Source organism: Fibrobacter sp. UWR3 (genome assembly GCF_900143055.1).
GTDB lineage: Bacteria > Fibrobacterota > Fibrobacteria > Fibrobacterales > Fibrobacteraceae > Fibrobacter.
This window is the reverse complement of record NZ_FRCW01000011.1, coordinates 58,097-77,914: the sequence shown is the minus strand read 5'-3', so window position 1 is coordinate 77,914 and position 19,818 is coordinate 58,097. Positions and strand designations below refer to the sequence as shown.

Here is a 19,818-nt window from a genome sequence, read left to right as displayed (position 1 = left end):
ACATTACGATATGAAACCCTGGAAACTGCTCAAGACGGAATACCTGGTAGACGCCCCCTGGCTCAAGGTCGCGAAGGAAACATGCGAACTCCCGAACGGCAAGGTCATCGACGACTTCTACACGCTATGGCAACCCGACTGGGTGCTGATTCTCGCGCGTACCGCAGAAGGCAAGTGGGTCATGACGGAACAGTACCGCCACGGCACCGGAAAAATCGCGCTCGAATTCCCCGCGGGCATCATCGACAAGGGCGAAACGCCGGAACAGGCCGCGCTCCGCGAACTGCAGGAGGAATGCGGGTACTGCATAGATTCTTCGACTACCCCTATCGCGCTATGCGCTCCAGGGTCCGCTCAGAATGACACAGTCAGGTTCATCGGGACATTCCCCGTGAATCCGGACAGGCACCGCGGCGTATTCCATGTCGTTTTCATCGACGGGGTCGTAAAATCCGGCGAAACGCATTTCGACAGCACCGAGGACATCGAGTCTCTCGAACTTTCCGACGAAGAACTGCAAAAGAAAATGGCGGACGGCACTTTCAACCATCCGCTACAGATTGCAGGGTACTTTAAATTTAGGCTTTGCAAGAATTTCTAATAGATCCTCGCCTTCGCGAGGATGACGACGGGGCTCGCGAGGATGACAACGGGCATGTATTAGCGGACTGCGACACGCTTCACGTCACTACCCACGCGAACCAGGTACATTCCCGGCACAAACGTTCCCATGCTGAACGTGCCCGCACTTGCCGTAGCCTTCGCCACGACATGCCCACGCATATCGTACACGACTACGCCGGAGCCGGCACGTACACCCGAAATTTCGAGCGAACGCGCGTGCGACACCACACTGAAGCGGGCAACACTCGAACCCGCAACAGTGGGAATGGCATCCGGGTCCACCCGCCAGTGCGGGTAAAGCACCACGTCGGCATCGGCCACATAGTCTACGCCCAGCCTGTACACGCCCTTGCCTCCATCTTCGGTAGACCAGCCATCCTGCAGGTAGCCCTCACGCGTGAACACGGCTTCTTTCAGTTTCACCGTATCGCCGAACACCTTGACCTGCGGCTCGACAATCTCCAGAGCGAATTCGCCACCCATGTAGGTAACCGTGAACGTCTTCACTTCCCACTAGGCGTACAGCTTCACCTTGCCCGTAGAGCCCTCAGTAATCTGGGTCGCAGCATTCACGAAGTCGGCATCGTAGTACCAGCCGTCAAAATTGTAACCCTTCTTGGTAGGCGGGCGCAACTTGATGGTCGGAGTCTCGACATTATACGAAACCGGGTTCACCTCGTTGTTCGCGCCCGAGCCCATAAGGTACACGATATCGTATTCCTGCAGTTTCCACTTGGCATACACCACGACGTTTTCTTCAATTACCTTGCTGGTATCGAATTCCGTACCTTCCGCGAACGAGGAATCGGTAAACCAGCCCACAAACTTGTAGCCGGCAGCCTTCGGGGCTTCGGGCAGCACCACCTTCTCGCCATCCTGCACGTAGGCGACGCTCACGCCAAATCCGCGCGTATCGAACGTTACCGTCCAGGTCGGAGCCTTGGTCCACACTGCATACAACGTTGTATCACCCTTCGCCTCTCCGAGCGTTGCTAGAGACGCTTCCGCATCGGCCGCAAACGCCCAGCCTTTGAAATAGTACTTCACTTCATCTGCCGTGTAGCTTTCCGGCAGGCCGATACCTTCCACGCTGATTGTCTCGCCTTTCGCGACCAGCTTGGACATCGACTTCACTGCACCCTCGCCCGGGAACGCACTCCCGTTCGCATCGAAGGTCACCTTGAACATCTTCTTCCACACGGCATAAACCGTCTTCGCCTTGTCGGCAACACCCAGCGCACTATCGGGCTTCGTGGCATCGCTTGTAAGCGCCCAGCCCGCAAATACGGTATCGCCGCGGGTCGGCGGGATAATTTCTGTGGCCGTAATCTTGTCGCCGACCTTCAAGAGCTTGCTCGTCTTGTCGCCATCACGGAACACACCGCCATTCGCGTCGAACTTTACTTCGAACATGAGCGCACCGCTCTCGTTACGCGACACGCCGTTCACGACAATGTGGGTTTCGCCAACCGACCACACGCCATCCTTATCGCAAGCACCATCCTTGAGTTCGCCACCGTTCAGCGCACACGTCACCTTATCGACATTCAGTTCTTCTTCACTCATCGTCGTGCCATCCACCTCGAGCGAATCCGTCTTTTTGCCAACACCTTCCGAAGCGACATCCTTGTCAAAGTAAGCGGCACCGACATTCAAGACACCGTACTCGAAATTACCGACAATACCGCCCAACTTGCCGTCTCCACTATTGACAAGGGCGGTTCCATCGTATGCGCAGGATTCAACAGCCACCTTATCATTTTCATTTTTACCCCTAATGAACCCGACAATGCCGCCGATATAGGTCTGATTTCCGCTGGCATAAATAGAAACCGAGCTCAGGCTGTTCTTGATTGTACCATTCCAGGCGTTGCCGACGATACCGCCGACACCATTACCATTTCCGCTCGTAAGGATCTTGCCCGAAACGGTGCAACCCTCAATAGTGCCGCCTTTCTGCCAGGCGACAACGCCGCCGACAGAAACCGGCTGCTGGGCACCGAGAATTTCGCCGGCACTCGCCGATGCGGTAATATAGAGGTTATTGAAATTGAGGTTCTTGACCACGCCACCCGACATGACCGCAATAAACGCAGCGTTCTGGGCGTTGCAATTCGCAACCGACGCATCGCAGAAAGGATTCTTGATTTCGGCAATCTTGCCCGCATCGATATAGAGGTTCGATATGGTAAAGCCGTCACCGTCAATAGTTCCGGCAAACTGGTTGCGCCCCATGCCCGCAGAAATCGGCATAAAGAGTTTGCCCCCCATGTCCAGCGACCGGGTAAGTTTCGCGTTCAACGTAGCCGTTCCGCCCGCGCGGTAAATTGAATCGGTGAACCACGCCAAGTTGGCCTCGTTACCGATAAGGTAAAAATCCTTGCCGTCAATCTTCTGCGATTCAGGCTTTTCCATGGACTTGCCGTCCCACGCGGCAAACGACTGGCCGACGCCCGCCAAAAACAGGAGCGACACAAACAAAATAAAATGGGATTGGACTGCAATTTTCATCGTAATTCCCTTTTTTTGCCTAAAATAATTAAAAAAAACGGCCTTTTGACCGGGCTCAAGAGAGCACTACAAAAAAAATATGCACTATATCACAAGTGCATATCGGTTCAGTTTTGTAAAAAAGCCGTTTTTCGCGTTCAAATGGCAATATTGAACATTTTGTCGCACAGAATAGAGCATTCCAAGTTGGATTATGCCCTATCCCGGGTGACTAGGAGTTGCGGCGGAAATAAACGCCTTCGCAGGCATCCATGAACTTGACATCAAAGTGCCTCAGGTTACCCCAGGCCTGACCGTTCTTGTAGTGAGGAATATACTGGCCCAGCAATTCGCGGGTCACGTGCCTCCATTCACCTTCGCCCGTGAAGCAGTAGTAATCGCCTTCATCAAACGACTCGTAGGTCAGAGTTTGCTCATTGAACTCGGTTGCGACTTCCTCAAAGCCATCAATGGTTCCGCCGTTATCCAGAATTTCCTTCAAGCTATCTAGTTCGCTCTGTTCTCCAGTAGAAACCTTTTCCATATCATTGGTACCCACGGAGAAATTGCCCTCACCGTCAGTAAGAGTTTCCTGACGCACAGTGCTCGAGGAACTGGTTGCTTCACCAGACGCACTCGAAGAAGACTTGTCGGAACCGGAATCCGAGGAAGCCTTAGCGCTGCTGGAAGACTCCGTTTTTGAATCCGAGGAAGTCGTCTTGCTATCGCTCGAAGACGCGGTCTTGCTATCGCTCGAAGACGCGGTCTTGCTATCGCTCGAAGATTCAGTCTTTGTATCGCTTGAAGACGCGGTCTTGGAATCGCTGGAAGAGGACTTCTGGGTATCGCCGCCCGCAGCACCCTCTTCTTCATCTTCCTCGATGACGTTGCCCGATTCATCTACCAAGCCCTGCTCTACGAGTTCTTCGTACTCGTCTTCACTGTAGACCTGTCCCTTGGGCGTCACCACCTCTACCGGGGAATTGGACGTGCACGCGACAAGGGCGGCAACAGGGAGCGCTGCGGCCAGAGTCCACCATTTTTTTTCGAGTATACGCATAAGACTAACTCCTGTTTTATTCAGGAGTAATATAAATTATTTTGTAAATAAAAGTTAATAAAAAAGTAACGAGACAACAAAAATGTGCATTTTTGCACACTTTGACTGTAATTTTTTGATTTTTGACGTTTTTTAGGGAACTATTCAGCTTCGTTTCGCACAAAAACAGCCTTGCAGGCACCCGTAAAGCTTACCTTGAACCCCTCAAGCGGGCCCAAGTCGGCACCATTCTTGAAGTGCGGGATAAATTCCGCCAGCTTCGCGCGCGAAATTTCGGACCAGTTTCCTTCCTTATCAAGGCAGAAGAACTCGTTATCGATGTAAGCCTCGTAGTTGAACTCGCTTGTCGTAGATTCCAGGCCAAAGTCGCTATAACCTTCGGGAGCCTGCTTTTCGGAATCCTCGATGGACGCCTTAACTTGTTCTAAATCTTCCGCATATTCATCGTCCACATCGGCAAAGGCATCCACGCCGATGCTCAGCACGCCATCCTTCGCCACAATGGAATTGTTCTCGCCGAAGGTGGCCTCGTAGGCGCTGGAACTCTCAGGTTCTGCCGACGAGGAGGATTCCACCCAATCATCATCTTCCGAGGAACTGGACGCATCTTCGGCACCCGAAGAGGAACTGTTTTCCTCAGAACTGGAACTTCCGCCAGTTTCGGAGCTCGTGGCAACCGAGGAACTGGACTGCTTCGTAGCGGCGGAGGACTTTATCACATGACCGGTCTTGTCCATCTTGCCCGACGCCACGAGAGAATCGTACTCATCCTGGCTGTAGGTAAAACCATCCGGCGCAATCGCTTCGGGCGAAAGGTCCGAGGTACACGCCACAAGCAGAAGTACAGAGAAAATGCATACAAATGCAAACAACGACTTCCAAAGCGAAACTTTCATTTTCAGCCTCCGGTTCTACAACGAAAAAGCAGAACAGCCCCACAAAGGGAATGCTCTGCCTTAAACATATAATTTTTTTTGCGGGTGGGCTACAGCGCGTCGATGACGGCGTTGAATTCAGCGACCGGGCGCATCCACTTCTTCAGGAGTTCAGCCTTGGGCAGGTAGTAGCCACCGATGTCGGCGGGTTTGCCCTGCTCGGCGGCAAACGCGGCGACGATTTCGGCTTCGCGGGCCTTCAATGCGTCGGCGACCGGGGCGAACTTCTTGGCAAGTTCCGCATCATCCTTCTGGGCGGCGAGAGCCTGCGACCAGTAGAGGGCCAGGTAGAAGTGTGAGCCGCGGTTGTCGAGTTCGCCGATTTTGCGGGCGGGCGTGCGGTTGAATTCGAGAATCTTGCCGTTGGCCTCGTCCAGCGTGTCGGCGAGAACCTTCGCCTTCTTGTTGCCATCCTTCAACGCGACCTGCTCGAAGGCGGGCACCAGTGCGAAGTATTCGCCGAGGGAATCCCAGCGGAGGTAGTTTTCGGCGAGGAACTGCTGCACCTGCTTGGGAGCGGAACCGCCTGCACCCGTTTCGTAGAGGCCACCGCCAGCCATCAAGGGCACGATGCTGAGCATCTTGGCAGAGGTTCCGACTTCAAGAATCGGGAAGAGGTCGGTGAGGTAGTCGCGCATCACGTTGCCGGTGACGCCGATGGTATCGAGGCCGGCCTTGGCGCGCTTCATCGTTTCCACAATCGCCTTGCGCGGGCTCATAATCTTGATGTCGAGACCATTGAGGTCATGTTCCGGCAAGTAGGCTTCCACCTTCTTCTGGATTTCGCGGTCGTGAGCGCGTTCCGGGTCGAGCCAGAAAATCGCGGGCGTGTTGCTGAGGCGGGCGCGCGTGACGGCGAGTTTCACCCAGTCGCGCACCGGAGCGTCCTTCGCCTGGCACATGCGGAAAATGTCACCCGCTTCAACATTCTGCTGCAAGAGCACTTCGCCCTTGCTGTTCACGGCGCGAATGACTCCCTTGCCCTTTGCAACGAAAGTCTTGTCGTGGCTGCCGTATTCTTCGGCACCCTGAGCCATGAGGCCCACGTTCGGCACGGTACCCATCGTCTTCGGGTCGAATGCGCCGTTCTGCTTGCAGAATTCAATCGTCTCGTCGTAAATGCCTGCGTAGCAGCGGTCCGGAATGCAAGCGACAACTTCTTGCAACTTGCCTTCTTTGTTCCACATGCAGCCGGAATTGCGGATCATCGCAGGCATCGAGGCGTCGATAATCACGTCGCTCGGCACATGCAAATTCGTAACGCCCTTCGCGGAATCGACCATGGCGAGGTCCGGACCCGCAGCGAGCGCTGCATCGATAGCGGCCTTGACTTCTGCTTCCTTCGCGTTGCCTTCGAGGCGCTTGTACAAATCGCCCAGACCGTTGTTGGCATCGATGCCGAGTTCCTTGAACAGGTCGGCGTACTTCGTAAACACGTCCTTGAAGAACACGCGCACGAATGCACCGAACAGCACCGGGTCAGAGACCTTCATCATGGTAGCCTTCAGGTGTACCGAGAACAGCAGGCCCTTCGCCTTGGCTTCGGCCATCGCATTGGCGATGAACTTTTCGAGCGATGCCATGCGCATCACGGTGGCGTCGATGATTTCGCCCTTCAGGAGCGGCTTTGCGGCACGAAGTTCCGTAACGGCACCCGCTTCGTCGACGAATTCAATCTTGAACGTGTCGGCATCGGCCATGGTGATGGACTTTTCGTTGCCGTAAAAGTCGTCGGACTGCATGCTTGCCACGTGAGTCTTCACGGAGGTGTTCCACGTGCCGTTGCTGTGCGGGTTGTTGCGGGCAAAGTTCTTCACCGCCTTGGGGGCGCGACGGTCGGAGTTGCCCTGGCGAAGCACCGGGTTCACGGCGGAACCCTTCACCTTGTCGTACTTCGCGCGGATTGCCTTTTCTTCGTCATTCGCTGGAGCGTCCGGATAGTCGGGCACGTCAAAGCCGTTCTTCTGGAGTTCGGCAATCGCGGCCTTGAGCTGCGGTACAGACGCCGAAATGTTCGGGAGCTTGATGATGTTTGCATCCGGTTCAAGCGTAAGCTTACCGAGGAAATCCAGGTCGTCGCTCGCCTTGCCGAAGGCGGCCAGAATGCGGCCCGGCAGGGAGATGTTCTTGGTTTCCACATCGATATCGGCGGTCTTTGCAAAACCGCGCACGATGGGGAGCAGGGATTGAGTCGCCAGGAACGGCGACTCGTCAGTAAGCGTGTAATAAATCTTCGTATTCATACAAAAGTAAAGATAGAAAAAGCGTCACCACCAAAAATGCCCCGAAAACAAGTTTCGGGGCATTGGGTGTATGGATTAGGATTTCTCTTTTGGCTTAGCGGGTCACGCGGACGCTCTGCATTGCGCCGGTAAAGCGGTTGCGCAGGTAGTACACGCCGGAAGTCTTCACCATGCTGGAAGAGCGGAGCATATCGGCTGCGGCGTTAAACCCGTAGGCGCTCATCAGGCCGAGGCGTACGCCGTTCTGGTCGAACACGTAGTAGTCCTGGAGCTTGCCCGCATCAAAATTCACGTTAGCAATGGAGGTCGTACCCGGGTCGTCTTCACCGATAATCGGTTCGGGGTCGGTCGCGTCCTTGCCCTTCACGAAGGTGAAGTAGTCCACATCGAACCAGGCGCCGGTCACGTCCATGCGGAGGATATGCGAGCCTTCCGGGAGGGTCACGTTGGCGCTGACCTTGTTGTAGTCATCGTAGTTCTCTTCGCCGGACTTGGCCGCAGGAACCGTAATCACGTCGGTGAGGGCCTTGCCATCGAGGGATAGCTGGAAACTAGAGGTAGAACCTGCGGCAGCCACGGCAGCAAACATCGTGTAGTCGCCCGCTTCCTTCACGTTCACGGTCCATTCGAGCCAGTCGCCTTCGCTGTTGTAGCCCACAATCACGCCGGTAGCCTTCTTGTAGAGGTCGACACCCGTGCCCTTGCGGTAGTCGCTATCGCCGTGATTTTCGGAATCGTCGCTATAGGACTGGTTGCTCGAGCCATCTTCATTGACGCCCACGCCCGGGATATCGAAATCTTCGGCTTCCACCTTGCCCGGGAGCGCAATCGGCTGACCCTTGAACGGGAGCTGCGGTTCGGGCTCGACCGGAGTGAAGGTCACTTCATTCTGGCCCTTGTTGAGGTTCTTCGCGAAGTAGTCTTCGAGCCAGTTCATGGAAGCGCGCTTGCGGCCATCCTTTTCGATAAGGCCGGTGTTTGCCACCCAAGTAGAGCCGTTGATATAACCCCAGATAGTGATACCCGCGACCCAAGGAGTTTCCCACATGAAGGGAACCTGGTTTGCATAGTCATTTTTCTGCTTGGTATCGTCGGCTTCGCCGATATCGTATTCCGAAACCAGGAGCGGGAGGCCCGTCTCGTTATGGATTCGAGTCATCTTGCTTTCGAAATCGTTCTTGCTCATGCCCTTGCAGTCGTGAGCCTGCTGGCCGTAAGCATCGACCGGAGCGCCATTCTTGAGGATGGTCTGGATGAGTTCGATACCTTCGTTAATCTGCCAAGAGAGCGTGTTGTAGTCGTTGTAGATAAGCACAGCCTTCGGCCAACGTTCGCGGGCCATCTTGAAGGCGTTCGTGATAAAGTCGTACTGGTGCTTGCCATTCACCACGCGGTCGCCACCGAGGGCTTCGATAATGTAGGAGCCGCCGCATTCGGTATCGTCGGTGCTGTGGCCTTCGGCACCTGCAGCAGGCTTGCCGTAACCGGAGTGGTAGTTGTCACCCGCCCAAATGGCTTCGTTCACCACGTCGATGTATTCGAGGTCCGGGAACTTGGCCGCAACGGCATCGAACCATTCGGTGATGTACTGCTTGGTCTTTTCTACCGTGATGCTCGGATTCTTTTTCTTGCAAAGGAAGTTCGGGTACTGCGACCCCCAAACGAGGGCATGGAACTTGAAGTGACGCTCACCGGGCTTTTCCTTGGCCCACTTGTAGGCGCTTTCGCACTTGTCGAAGTTGTCCCAGGCGAACTTGCTTGTCCCGCTGTTGCCGTTAGAAAGGGAATGGATGGAGCCCCACTTACAGCCGTTTTCGGGAGTAATCTGGTTCCAGTACTGAGCAAAGTCGCTACGGATCTGACCGCCTGTAGTAATATTGCCCAAAAATTTTGCACCGCCATCGGCAAGAGCGGCATTTGCCACGGTTGCAAAGCCAGCGATGGCTGCGACAGCGAGAGAAAGGGAAAGCTTTTTCATACACCACATCCTTTTTTATTGTCTATACTCCAAAATTACCTTGAAAAGCGCCAAAAAAAGCATGTCGGGAGGGTGTTTCTATGGACAATCTATCCATGAGAACAAGGCAAACGCATAAAGAAACGGATCCCGAAACTTTCGTTTCGAGACCCGTCTCTAAAATGCTAAACCTTTTTGTTTGCGATTAGCGGACCACGCGGACCTTCTGCATTTGGCCGGTAGCACGGTTACGCAGGAGGTAGATTCCCGAGGTCTTCACATCGTTGGAAGTCTGGAGAATCTGCTTTGCTGCATCGAAGCCATAGGCAGTGAGTACGCCCATGAACATGCCGTTCATGTCGAACACGTGGTAGTCCTGACGGACGGAAGGATCGTCGAATGCCACGGTCTGCTTGATTGCGTCCGTACCCGGGCCCGTGCCCGGACCTTCGCCAGCCTTCGAAATCTGGAACCAGTCGATATCGATATATCCCTTGGCAACTTCCATCGTGAGAATCTGTTCACCCTTTTCAAGTGTGATGGAACCAGAAACCTGTTCAAAGGTAGTCCAAGAAGAACCGGTGTACGTCAGCGAATCAGATACGACCTTGTCGCCAACCTTGAACACCAATGCACCACTACCGTCTGCAGCGACCATTGCAGCGATATCATACGTACCAGCTTCTGCAACGTTTATGGAGTACTCGAAAGTGTTTCCTGTAGGATTGCAACCGAGGACAAGGCCTCCATTCTTTTCGCCAATGCTTACAGACGTGCCCTTTCTGTATTCCGTATTCCAGGTATCGTTGCATTCACCGGTAACAGAGTAGGAGTTGTTGTTCGTTCCATCTTCGTTACGACCCTTGCCCGGAACGTCGAAGTCTTCAGCTTCAATCTTGGCGGACAGATCGAACGGCTGGCCCTTGAACGGAGTCTGCGGTTCGGGCTCGATCGGGGTGCTGTTCAGCAAGCCCGTCGAGTTGTTACCCGGGTGAGAAGGCAGGTAGGACTTGAGCCAAGTCATGGCCGCACGGTCCCTGTTTCCGTCGATGATACCCGAGTTGTCCAACCATGTGGCGCCATTGATGTAACCCCAAATGGTAATGCCACCAATGTGTTCATTTTCCATGAAGTAGGAAATCTGTTCTTCATAGCACCTCTTCTGGGTATTGTCGTCCGAGGTGTTGATATCATATTCCGAAATGAACATCGGAGTCTGGGTATTGTTCCAAATTTTTTCTATCGCGCTCTTCAGCGTGCTGAGAGCCAGGCAGTTACCACCGCCACCGGTACCGTTGGCGCCGCCACCCTGGGTCATCATGTCGTGGGCCTGGAGGCCATAGGCGTCAACCGGAGCACCATTTTTCTTGATGGTCTTGATAAGGTCAATACCCTGGTCCAAGTTCCACTGGACCGTGTTGTAGTCATTGTAAATCAAGACGGCATTCGGCCAGCGCTTTCTTGCTTCCTTGAATGCATTGACGATGAACATGTAGTCACCATTATTGTCGCCGCCCATAGCCTGGATAATCTTGGTCTTCGGGTAGTTGGAGTGGTACTGGTTATTACCCGTACGGATAGCCTCGTTCACCACGTCAATCATGTCAAGTTCGGGGAAATTCTGCTTGACGGCATCGAACCAGTCCATGATGGCCTTCTTGGTATCGTCAACGCCCAGGCTTTCGAGCCAAGTCGGATACTGGGAACCCCAAAGCAGGGCATGGAACTTGAAGAGGCCTCCGTTATTCTTTGCCCAGTTATAGGCCGCCTTACAACCGCTGAAATTGCGGTTACCACGAGAACCTTCAATGGACTGCCATTTACATTCGTTTTCGGCAGTAATCTGGTTCCAGTACTGACCGAAGTCCGAACGCACCTGACCGCGAGTGGTGATGTTTCCGACGAACTTGGAAGCGTTTTCTGCCAAGCCGACGCCAAACGAAAGAGTGGACGCTGCAAGAGCAAGCGCCGCGACCTTCGTTGCTGTTGAGAGAATCTTTTTCATATCCACATCCTTTGGTTTATAACCATCTGGACATTAAATTATCCTCAAAACAGCACTTTTTCTCCCGTTTATAGACATTTCCCATTGACAAAATGTCCATAACACCCCAAAAGGCAGGTTCCGGAGAATCCCGGAATCTGCTCTTTTTTGCAAAATTTCGCGAATTTTTGATGTTTTACTTGATTACACGGACCTTCTGCATTTCGCCGGTAAAGCGGTTGCGCAGCAGGTACACACCCGAGGACTTCACGTCGGCGGAGGTTCGGAGGATTTCCGCGGCGCCGTCGAAACCGTAGGCACTCATGACACCCATATTGACGCCGTGCATGTCGAACACGAAGTAGTGCTGGAGAGCGTTCGGGTCGTAATTGATGTTCTGGCCGATAACCGTCGTACCTTCACCCGGATTATCGTCGCCCGGTTCTTCAGACACAATCGGTTCGGGGTCAGTCGCATTCTTGCCCTTCACGAAGGTGAAGTAGTCCACGTCAAACCAGGAGCCGGTTACCTTCATACGGAGGATATGCGTCCCCGCAGTGAGGGAAACGTTGGCAGAAACCTTGTTGTAGTCGTCGTAGTTCTCCTCGCCCTGCTTGGCAGCCGGAACGCTGATGACATCGGTAAGGGCCTTGCCATCGAGAGAAAGCTGGAAGCTGGAGGTAGAACCGGCAGCAGCCACGGCAGCGAACATGGTGTAGTCGCCCGCTTCCTTCACGTTGACCGTGTATTCGAGCCAGTCGCCTTCGCTGTTGTAGCCCACGATGATGCCGGTAGCCTTCTTGTAGAGGTCCACACCCGTCGTGTCCTTGCGGTAATCCTTCACGTCGCCGTGGTTTTCGATATCGCCTTCGCTGTAAGAGACGTTGCTCACGCCGTTAGTTTCGCCGACACCGGAAATATCGAAGTCTTCGGCCTCAATCTTGCCCGGAATCTCGAATGCGGAGCCCTTGAACATCTTGCGCGGCACAGGTTCGACCGGAGTGAGCACGCCAGTCTTGAGGCCGGTAGTGTTCACGCCCTTGTTGGAAGCCAGATATTCCTTCATCCATGTGAGAGCCGGACGATCCTGACCATTTCTCACAAGACCAGAGCAACCGTTCGCCTTACCATTGCAGTTAAGCCAGGTCTGACCGTAGATCCATCCCCAAATGGTGATACCGGCAACATGGGGGTCTTCCATCCAGTACTTGACCTGTTCCTGATAGCACTGCTTCTGGATGCCATCGTCAGTAGACGGAACGTCATATTCAGAGATGAGAACCGGGAAATTATTGGTTTCCTTATGGATCTTCTGCATGGTAGCAACGAAATTATTGTAATTCATGCAGACGCCGCCGCCGCCAGTACCGCCAGCCTGACCACCGTCACTCATCAAGTCATGAGCCTGAAGGCCGTAAGCATCAACGGGAGCGCCATTCTTCCGGATGGTGTTGATCAGGTTGATGCCCTGGTCCACATGCCACTGGATGGTGTTATAGTCGTTATAGATGAGGATTGCCTTGGGCCAACGTTCGCGAGCCATCTTGAAAGCGGTCGTCAAGAAGGCGTAATCGCCGTTGTTATCGCCACCCAGTGCAGGAATAATCTTGGTTCTGGTATAACCAGAATGATACTGATTGTTGCCAGTACGGATAGCCTCGTTGGCCACGTCGATCATCTCGATATCGGGGTAGTGATTCTTGACGGCGTCGAACCAGTCGGTAATCGCCTTCTTGGTTTCGTCAACGCTCAGGCTTTCAAGCCAGCCAGGATACTGGCCGCCCCAAAGGAGGGCATGGAACTTAAAGTGACCGCCATTGTTCTTTGCCCAGTTGTAGGCCGCGTCGCAACCGGCCCAGTTGTAGCGACCGCGAGTACCTTCGATGGAACCCCACTTACAACCGTTTTCGGCGGTAGCCTGGTTCCACAGCTTGGTAAATTGGTCGTTAGGACCAGGAGCCGTGTTTGACTGAGTAATGTTGCCAATGAACTTTGCTGCACCATCGGCAATGCCGGGCCCCGCAAAGGAGAAAGAAGACGCTGCAAGAGCGACTGCAGCAACTTTCGTTGCCGTTGAGAGAATATTTTTCATAACCACATCCCTTATGTGTTATGGCCGACTCACCAATACCGGCCTAATCTAAAGATATCTCCTCAGATTACGAAAATCTCACACCGGCACACCTATTCCATTGACGTTTTATCCACAATCAAAAGTTTACACTCAAGCGTTGCCCCAAACTCCTACATTTTCGCCATGACACAAAATGGCGATTTTTACAAAAAAAATGGGATTAATCGCCCCAACAAAAATGACCCTTTTGCAAAAATGGCTTTTTTAGCGAAATTTGCCGTTACCAAAATGTAAACAACCAAATCTTTACAAAAGAAAAAACACCTACCCGCAAGGCCAAAAGGTTAAATTTGTCTATGGAATGTATGTGATGTTTGGGAAAAAAAGGAGTCAAATATGCATTTTCCCAAACTTTTGGGCATTGCCAGTGGATTGGCTTTGTCTAGTAGCCTGGCGTTCGCCTGGAGTATCGACGGGGTTGTAAAATCCAAGGTATCCGGCAGACTGCTCTCGGGCGTAAAAATCAACACCTTCAATTTCGGTGGCTACGAAACGACCTCCGCAGAAGATGGCACGTTCAGCCTCAGCGGTGGTACGGACGCATTGCCCGGCATGAAGGTCGCCAATATGGCCATCCACATGGAAGGTGGCATGCTCACCATCTACAATGCGGACGCCAACAACCTCAAGGTTTCCGTGATTGACGCCCTGGGCAAGGTCCTTGCACAGAGCAACCCCGGGCACGTCCAAGGTATCGTCACTCTCAACTTTGGCAAGCTCGCCCGCGGTGCAAAATTCATCCGCATCAATGCCGATAGCGACAAGGCTACCTACATGGTAACCAGCAAGGGCGTAAAGGCTCTCAAGAAAGAGGGCGACCTGTTGCCGATGCTCCAGTTCGCGTTGGACGGCTATGCAAACCTGGCTTACCAGATGCAGGCTGAAGTCGAAACCGGTGTGACCATCGAGATGGTAAGGCCCTCCAGCTCGAGCTCTACCGAAGTCAAGCCGGCAGAATCCTCCAGTTCTCAACAGGTTGAACCGCCGAAGTCTTCCAGCAGCAACGCTGGCAGCGACGAACCTATCGTAGTCGATTGCTCCGGCAAGACTGCAAAGGTCGGAGATAAGCAAAACATGTCCGTGACCGTCGATGGCAAGCAGCGCACCTTTATTATGCACATTCCGAGTGCCTACAAGGGCGACAAGCCCGTACCGCTCGTTATTGACTACCACCCGATTGGCGGTTCCGGCAATGGCGAATTCGGAAGTTCTCCGTACAAGGCCAAGACTGACCCCGAAGGCGTAATCACGCTTTACCCGGACGGCACCAGCAAACCGGGTGGAATGGGTAACGGCTGGAACGTCGGCCCCTGCTGCTCCAACGACGACGACGTCAAGTTCTCTTACGCAATGATCGACATGCTCAAAGAAATCGCCTGTATCGACCCGCAGCGCATCTACGCAACCGGTTTCTCGATGGGTGGCGGCATGAGTAACCACGTGGCTTGCATGATGTCCGACGTCTTTGCAGCAGTCGCTCCGGCAGCTATGGACTTGAACAAGACCAACAGTGCACAGTGCAAGATGTCTCGTCCTATCTCTGTCATCAACTTCCGCGGCACAAACGACCCGGTCTGCAAATATCAGGGCGGCGATAGCGGATTCAACGACGGCCTGAACTTCCTCGGCGCCGAAGGCACCTTCAAGTTCTGGGCAGAGAAGAATGGCTGCACGGGCTCCCCGAGCAAGAACTCCAACGGCTGTGACGAATACTCCAACTGCCAGGACGGCGTGAAGGTCGTGCTCTGCACCAAGCAGGGTGGTGGCCACGACTACGGTGACGCAAGCATCGGCTGGCCGTTCCTGAAGCAGTTCACTCTGCCGGCAAGCTTCGTGAAATAATACAAGCTTCTTTACTAACTCCAAATCCAAAAGGCCTCCGCAAATGCGGAGACCTTTTTCATACATAGCCGTTCACAAGAATCAATGCAAGTTGACGCGAATCGCCTTCTTGCTGTCGAGCCCGCGGACCACGTACATGCCGGGGTTCACGCCCTTCGCAGAGAGGGCCGCCTTGATGCCACCCGCGGCCGCTACGCCTTCGATTCTACAGACAAACTTGCCGTTCATGCCGAACACGTCGTAGCCGCGTTCGCCGAGGTCTAGGCGCATTCCGGAAACCTGACGAACGGGGGTAAGTTCCTCGGCAGTGAGCGCAAACTTTATCCAGTCAAGATTCACGTAACTGCCGGTGAACTGAATTTTCAGAATGTGTTCGCCCTTCGCAAGTTCGCTAGTTTCGCCGTCAATTGTGGCATAGGTATTCCAGTCTTCGCCCTGCGGCACAGGAATCGTATCCGAAACCGCCTTGCCGTCAAGGAACAGGCGGAAGCTACCACCCTCAAGGCCGGTCGCCACGTTCGCGCGGAACACGTACTTGCTCGCCGTAGTCACATTCACGCTGTATTCGAGCCATTCGCCTGCCTGCGTGTAACCGATGGCGAATCCCTTACAGTCTTGGGTATTGAGCGTGTCGGAGCAGCCGAAGCCCACCACGTCCACGCCGTCTTCGCGATAGGTGTTGCCCTCGTTCACGAAGTCCTTGTCGCTGTAAGAAACGCTCTGGCCGCCCACATCGTAGTCTTCGGCTTGGATGGTTCCTGGAAGGGTCGCCACGGCCTTGAAGGCTTCCTGCGTCACGGTGTTGCTGAAGTCAGCGAGCGGAATTTCCTTGATGTCGCGGATGTAACGGAAATTCTTCTCGATACCAGCGTTGTTCACGACTTCGTCGCTGTAATAGTTGTTGGACTGCTGGAGATTATTCTGACCAGCCTGGTTCTGACCCACACCTGCGGGAGAATTCTTGAACACGTTCTCTTTCACGGTAAAGCCGCTGGAGCCTTCGTCCAGGTAGATAGGCACGTTCCAGTAATCGGCCCACTTGGAAGTTCCGTTATCGTGAATGTAGTTGTGCTGGATTTCGCTACCGGTGCCCTGGTTACTCAAAGTGTAAATCGGGCCCGAGTCACAAAGCAGGCGGGCAATGTGGTGAATTTCGTTCCAATTCACATGGTTGTTGGTCATGGCGGTCTGAGCCTTTGTCCAGCCAAAACCGATGGAAATGCCGGAGTAATACGTGTAAGAGACTTCGTTGTGTTCAATCACCACATAGCGCGGGTAACCTGCGCCAATACCTACGGCACCCTGATGCTCGTTCGTCACGTTGGTGACCAGGTTGTTCTTGACCGTATCGCGAGTGCTGATTTCGTCCTTGTCGCTCGGGTTGTAGGCGATATGGATTTCGGTCGTGGAGTCCTGATAGAACTTGCCGAGCATAATGCCCGCAGCGCCGATTTCGAAGAAGGCGTTGCCCTGAATCATGTCGTCGTTGGTGCCGGAGACAAAGTCGAGGCCCGTAGCCGCAATCTGCGAGAACACGTTGCCCTGCACCAAAAAGTGATGGGCATTTTCAACGCGGAAGGCCGCATCGGGGCGCCACAGCAAGTACTTGTTGCTGTTCAGCTTTTCCCAGTTTCCGCGGCTTGGATCCGGAAGCACGTCTACGTTGAAGTTTGCCGCCTGCAAATCCAAGAAGCCTTCTTCGCTAGGGCGTGTAAAGTTGGAATGGGCGAAGGTCAAGCCTTCGAAAGACATGTAGCCCACTTTGTTCTTGGTGTCTTTACCCAAAACGCTGAACAAAGTATTGAGGCGAGGTGCAACCACGTGGGCAGTCGCCATGCTTTCGCCTTCACGGGGCTTGTAATAAAGCGTTTGATTCTTTTCGTCCAGGTACCATTCACCCGGAGCGTCAATCAGGTCGTAGGAATTTTCCAGATAGAAAACCTGCTGCTTGGGCGGATTGCTCATGAAGGCGGTGCCGAGCATGGGGAAAGCGCGGTGGAACAGCTTGGTGCGTTCAGGATCCTTGGGGATGAGCTTTGCGGTGCCGCCGTTTACCTGGGCCTTTTCCAAGCGCAAAATGTTTTCGGACCAGGCAATCATCAAGTGGATTTCGACATCCTCGATGTTCTTGATATTCTTGATGTAGTCGGCAGAGACATCGAAGGCACGGCCCGTAGAGTCCACCTTCGTGAGTCGCACAAAATCGTGGTCGAAACCGCCGTTGCCTTTTTCCTTTGCGTCAATCACATTGGGGAAGCATGCGCGAACAGCCTTACGGTTGTTCACGTAAAGCTGGCGGAATCGGCCTTCCACGCCTTCGGCTTTCCAGATGTTGTTCGCCTCGTCGTGAATGGTCCAGCCCGTAATGGGCATACCGCCCGTAATGAGCGGTTTTTCGCCATCGGCAGCCTTGTAACGCACGTAGTGACCGTCCTTGCCACCGTCGCGTTCGTCAAATGCAATGGTTGCGGGGAGCGCGTAGGTGCCTTCGCGTAAAATTACCTCGATGTCGCCCGTCATGGAGCCGTTTATGGCGCGCACGGCCTTCTGGGCCTGCGTAATCGTCTTGAAGGGAGCATCTTTTGTACCCGCGGCAGCATCACTGCCCGAGGGGGCCACATAGAAGGTTGCCTGCGTCGCGGCCAGAGACATGCCCGACATCACCAAACAGAAGGATAGTAACGACTTCGTTCCCATAATTTCCTCTTTTTTCCCGTTTTTACACCAAGGGGGAATCCCTATCCCGAAAATTACCATTTACGAATAAAAAAAGAACCCCCGGAAAGGGAGTTCTCGTTGACAACTTATCAATGATTCAACTTAGGTCACTGAACTTGCCGAAGTGCACCAACCTGGTTTACTTGATGCGGTGGCCCGTCAGGTCGAAGCGCATGCCGTTCCTTTCGACAAACAGCTGGCCACCCTGCTTGCGGAGGCGCGGGACCGAAGTCTTGGTAACGGATGCGGGCATGATTTCACGGATTCCCGTAGGCGCCTCGCAGGCCTCGCCTTCGCAGAACTTGAGCCAGTCCACGTTCACGTAACTACCCGCAATGGCAAGTTTCAGGATGTGTTCGCCCGCCGTAAGGTTCGCGACACCGATATCAACTTCCTTGTACACATTCCATGTGGTATCGACCTTCTCGAAAGTCACCGTATCGCCAATCGCCTCGCCATCGACAAACAGCTGGATTTTCGAGGTCTCTGAAGCCGTCGCCACATTCGCACGGATTGCATACTTGCCGCTTGCCGCGACCTTCACGCTGTATTCGAGCCACTCGCCCGCTTCCGTATACCCGACGGCATAGCCCTTGCAGGCCTCGCCGCCACAGGTTGCGCCCTCCAGGGTAACGACATCTACGGCATCTTCGCGGTAGGTCTCGCCCTTGTTGGCAGCATCCTTGTCGTAGAAACTGAAGCGGTTTCCGCCCTTGTCGTAATTCTCCGCCTCGATTATACCCGGAATCGCCGCAGGTTCGCCGTTATACGCCTCACGGACGAGCGGGGTTGTCTCGACCGTATCGGCCCAGGCCATCTTCATGCGGTCCACGCCCGACTGGTTCACGATTTCGAGCTTGATGTTGGCACCTTCGCCGGTGCGCTTGGTCATGCTGTACCAGTCACCATCGCGAAGCCCCGGCCAGTAAAAACTACCCATTTCCCATTCGCGCAATTGGTCGGACATGCCGCGAATGTAGGCCATAAAGTAATTCGTCGGAGTAGAATTGTAGTCCATGTAGTCGTAATGCACGCCCGCCTTGTCGCCAGGGCTCATGGCGCCGCCCCATTCCGTACACACGGTGCGGTCGGCATACTTGCCCACCTTGCCCTTGAAGCTGTTTTTCCAGCCCTGCTCGGTGGTAATGCTCATGTTCCAGAAGGTGTATTCGTGCACCGCGAAAAGGCAACCCTCGAAGCGCGGGTCATCGGCAATGTCGGGTACATTCCATGCAAGGCCCGAACCGTCTAGCAGAATATGGTCGCGCGGCACATTCGGGAACTTGCTCAGCCACTGGGCGTAAAGGTCGCGCAGTTCCGTTTTGCTGTACATGTGCGGCTCATTGAAAATCTCGAAATAGGCATTCGGGTGGTCGCCGTATTTTTCGACGATTTTTGCCCACATGCTCCACCAGTCATTCATATTTTTCGGGCCCGAAGGCTGTGCGGGGCCCCAGTAGCCCATCACGATACGGCCCTTGGAAAGGCCCATGTCGATAACGCCCGTGTAGGTATCCCAGAACTTGAGTACCGTCGGCTCGTTCACCGGAATTCGCACGCTGTTGGTGCCGAACAGTTCCTGGAACTGCCCGATAACGCGGTCAGCAACAACCGATGCAGACTGGTAATTATCCGAAAGGCTCATGCCTGAAAGCACCAGCACGTCAGACACGAAATTGTCACGCTTGTCCGCCCAGTTTACGCCGCGGAACTGGCTCGTGACGGCGAAGGAACTCACTGCCGAAAGTGCTGTTGCAGCAAGAACAGAACAGGCTACACGCCTGAAACCATAACCAAACATCATAAGAACTTCCTTGTTAACACCAATAAG

12 protein-coding genes are annotated in these 19,818 nt (G+C 54.0%); 2 read left to right on the top strand and 10 right to left on the bottom strand.

Features of this window, described 5'->3' with window-relative positions:
- Nucleotides 1-10: 10 nt before the first annotated feature.
- Nucleotides 11-601 (top strand): NUDIX hydrolase, encoded by a 591-nt coding sequence (locus BUA44_RS13045; protein WP_072812857.1) that lies wholly within the window; start codon nucleotides 11-13, stop codon nucleotides 599-601.
- A 59-nt stretch (nucleotides 602-660) separates the two neighbouring features.
- On the opposite strand, the gene BUA44_RS13040 is transcribed toward BUA44_RS13045, so the two are convergent.
- The 8 genes from BUA44_RS13040 to BUA44_RS13005 form a co-directional block, all read right to left on the bottom strand.
- Nucleotides 661-1,131, bottom strand: coding sequence for a T9SS type A sorting domain-containing protein (locus BUA44_RS13040; protein WP_072812854.1), 471 nt, complete (start codon nucleotides 1,129-1,131; stop codon nucleotides 661-663).
- Nucleotides 1,132-1,137: 6 nt separating this feature from the next.
- Nucleotides 1,138-3,135: an InlB B-repeat-containing protein gene (locus tag BUA44_RS13035; protein WP_072812851.1), complete on the bottom strand. Its 1,998-nt coding sequence runs from the start codon at nucleotides 3,133-3,135 to the stop codon at nucleotides 1,138-1,140.
- Nucleotides 3,136-3,346: 211 nt separating this feature from the next.
- The gene (locus BUA44_RS13030; RefSeq protein ID WP_072812848.1) at nucleotides 3,347-4,174 is read right to left on the bottom strand and encodes a hypothetical protein; all 828 of its coding nucleotides are present in this window, start codon (nucleotides 4,172-4,174) and stop codon (nucleotides 3,347-3,349) included.
- Nucleotides 4,175-4,314: 140 nt separating this feature from the next.
- A complete protein-coding gene (locus BUA44_RS13025; protein ID WP_072812846.1) occupies nucleotides 4,315-5,070 on the bottom strand; it encodes a hypothetical protein in 756 nt (251 codons plus the stop codon).
- An 89-nt stretch (nucleotides 5,071-5,159) separates the two neighbouring features.
- Nucleotides 5,160-7,352, bottom strand: coding sequence for an NADP-dependent isocitrate dehydrogenase (locus tag BUA44_RS13020; protein ID WP_072812842.1), 2,193 nt, complete (start codon nucleotides 7,350-7,352; stop codon nucleotides 5,160-5,162).
- Nucleotides 7,353-7,446: 94 nt separating this feature from the next.
- A complete protein-coding gene (locus BUA44_RS13015) occupies nucleotides 7,447-9,330 on the bottom strand; it encodes a cellulase family glycosylhydrolase (protein WP_072812839.1) in 1,884 nt (627 codons plus the stop codon).
- A 184-nt stretch (nucleotides 9,331-9,514) separates the two neighbouring features.
- Complete coding sequence (locus BUA44_RS13010; protein WP_072812837.1) at nucleotides 9,515-11,314, bottom strand: endo-1,4-beta-xylanase; 1,800 nt, start codon at nucleotides 11,312-11,314, stop codon at nucleotides 9,515-9,517.
- A 175-nt stretch (nucleotides 11,315-11,489) separates the two neighbouring features.
- Nucleotides 11,490-13,385 (bottom strand): endo-1,4-beta-xylanase, encoded by a 1,896-nt coding sequence (locus BUA44_RS13005; protein WP_072812833.1) that lies wholly within the window; start codon nucleotides 13,383-13,385, stop codon nucleotides 11,490-11,492.
- Between the two features lie 378 nt (nucleotides 13,386-13,763).
- Here BUA44_RS13005 and BUA44_RS13000 point away from each other — a divergent pair, with 378 nt between their 5' ends.
- A complete protein-coding gene (locus tag BUA44_RS13000; RefSeq protein WP_072812830.1) occupies nucleotides 13,764-15,269 on the top strand; it encodes a PHB depolymerase family esterase in 1,506 nt (501 codons plus the stop codon).
- A gap of 81 nt (nucleotides 15,270-15,350) precedes the next feature.
- On the opposite strand, the gene BUA44_RS12995 is transcribed toward BUA44_RS13000, so the two are convergent.
- Both BUA44_RS12995 and BUA44_RS12990 read right to left on the bottom strand, forming a co-directional pair.
- Complete coding sequence (locus tag BUA44_RS12995; protein WP_072812827.1) at nucleotides 15,351-17,966, bottom strand: carbohydrate-binding protein; 2,616 nt, start codon at nucleotides 17,964-17,966, stop codon at nucleotides 15,351-15,353.
- A 160-nt stretch (nucleotides 17,967-18,126) separates the two neighbouring features.
- On the bottom strand, nucleotides 18,127-19,791 hold the full coding sequence (locus BUA44_RS12990; protein WP_255370561.1) for a carbohydrate-binding protein: 1,665 nt from the start codon (nucleotides 19,789-19,791) through the stop codon (nucleotides 18,127-18,129).
- Nucleotides 19,792-19,818 lie beyond the last annotated feature (27 nt).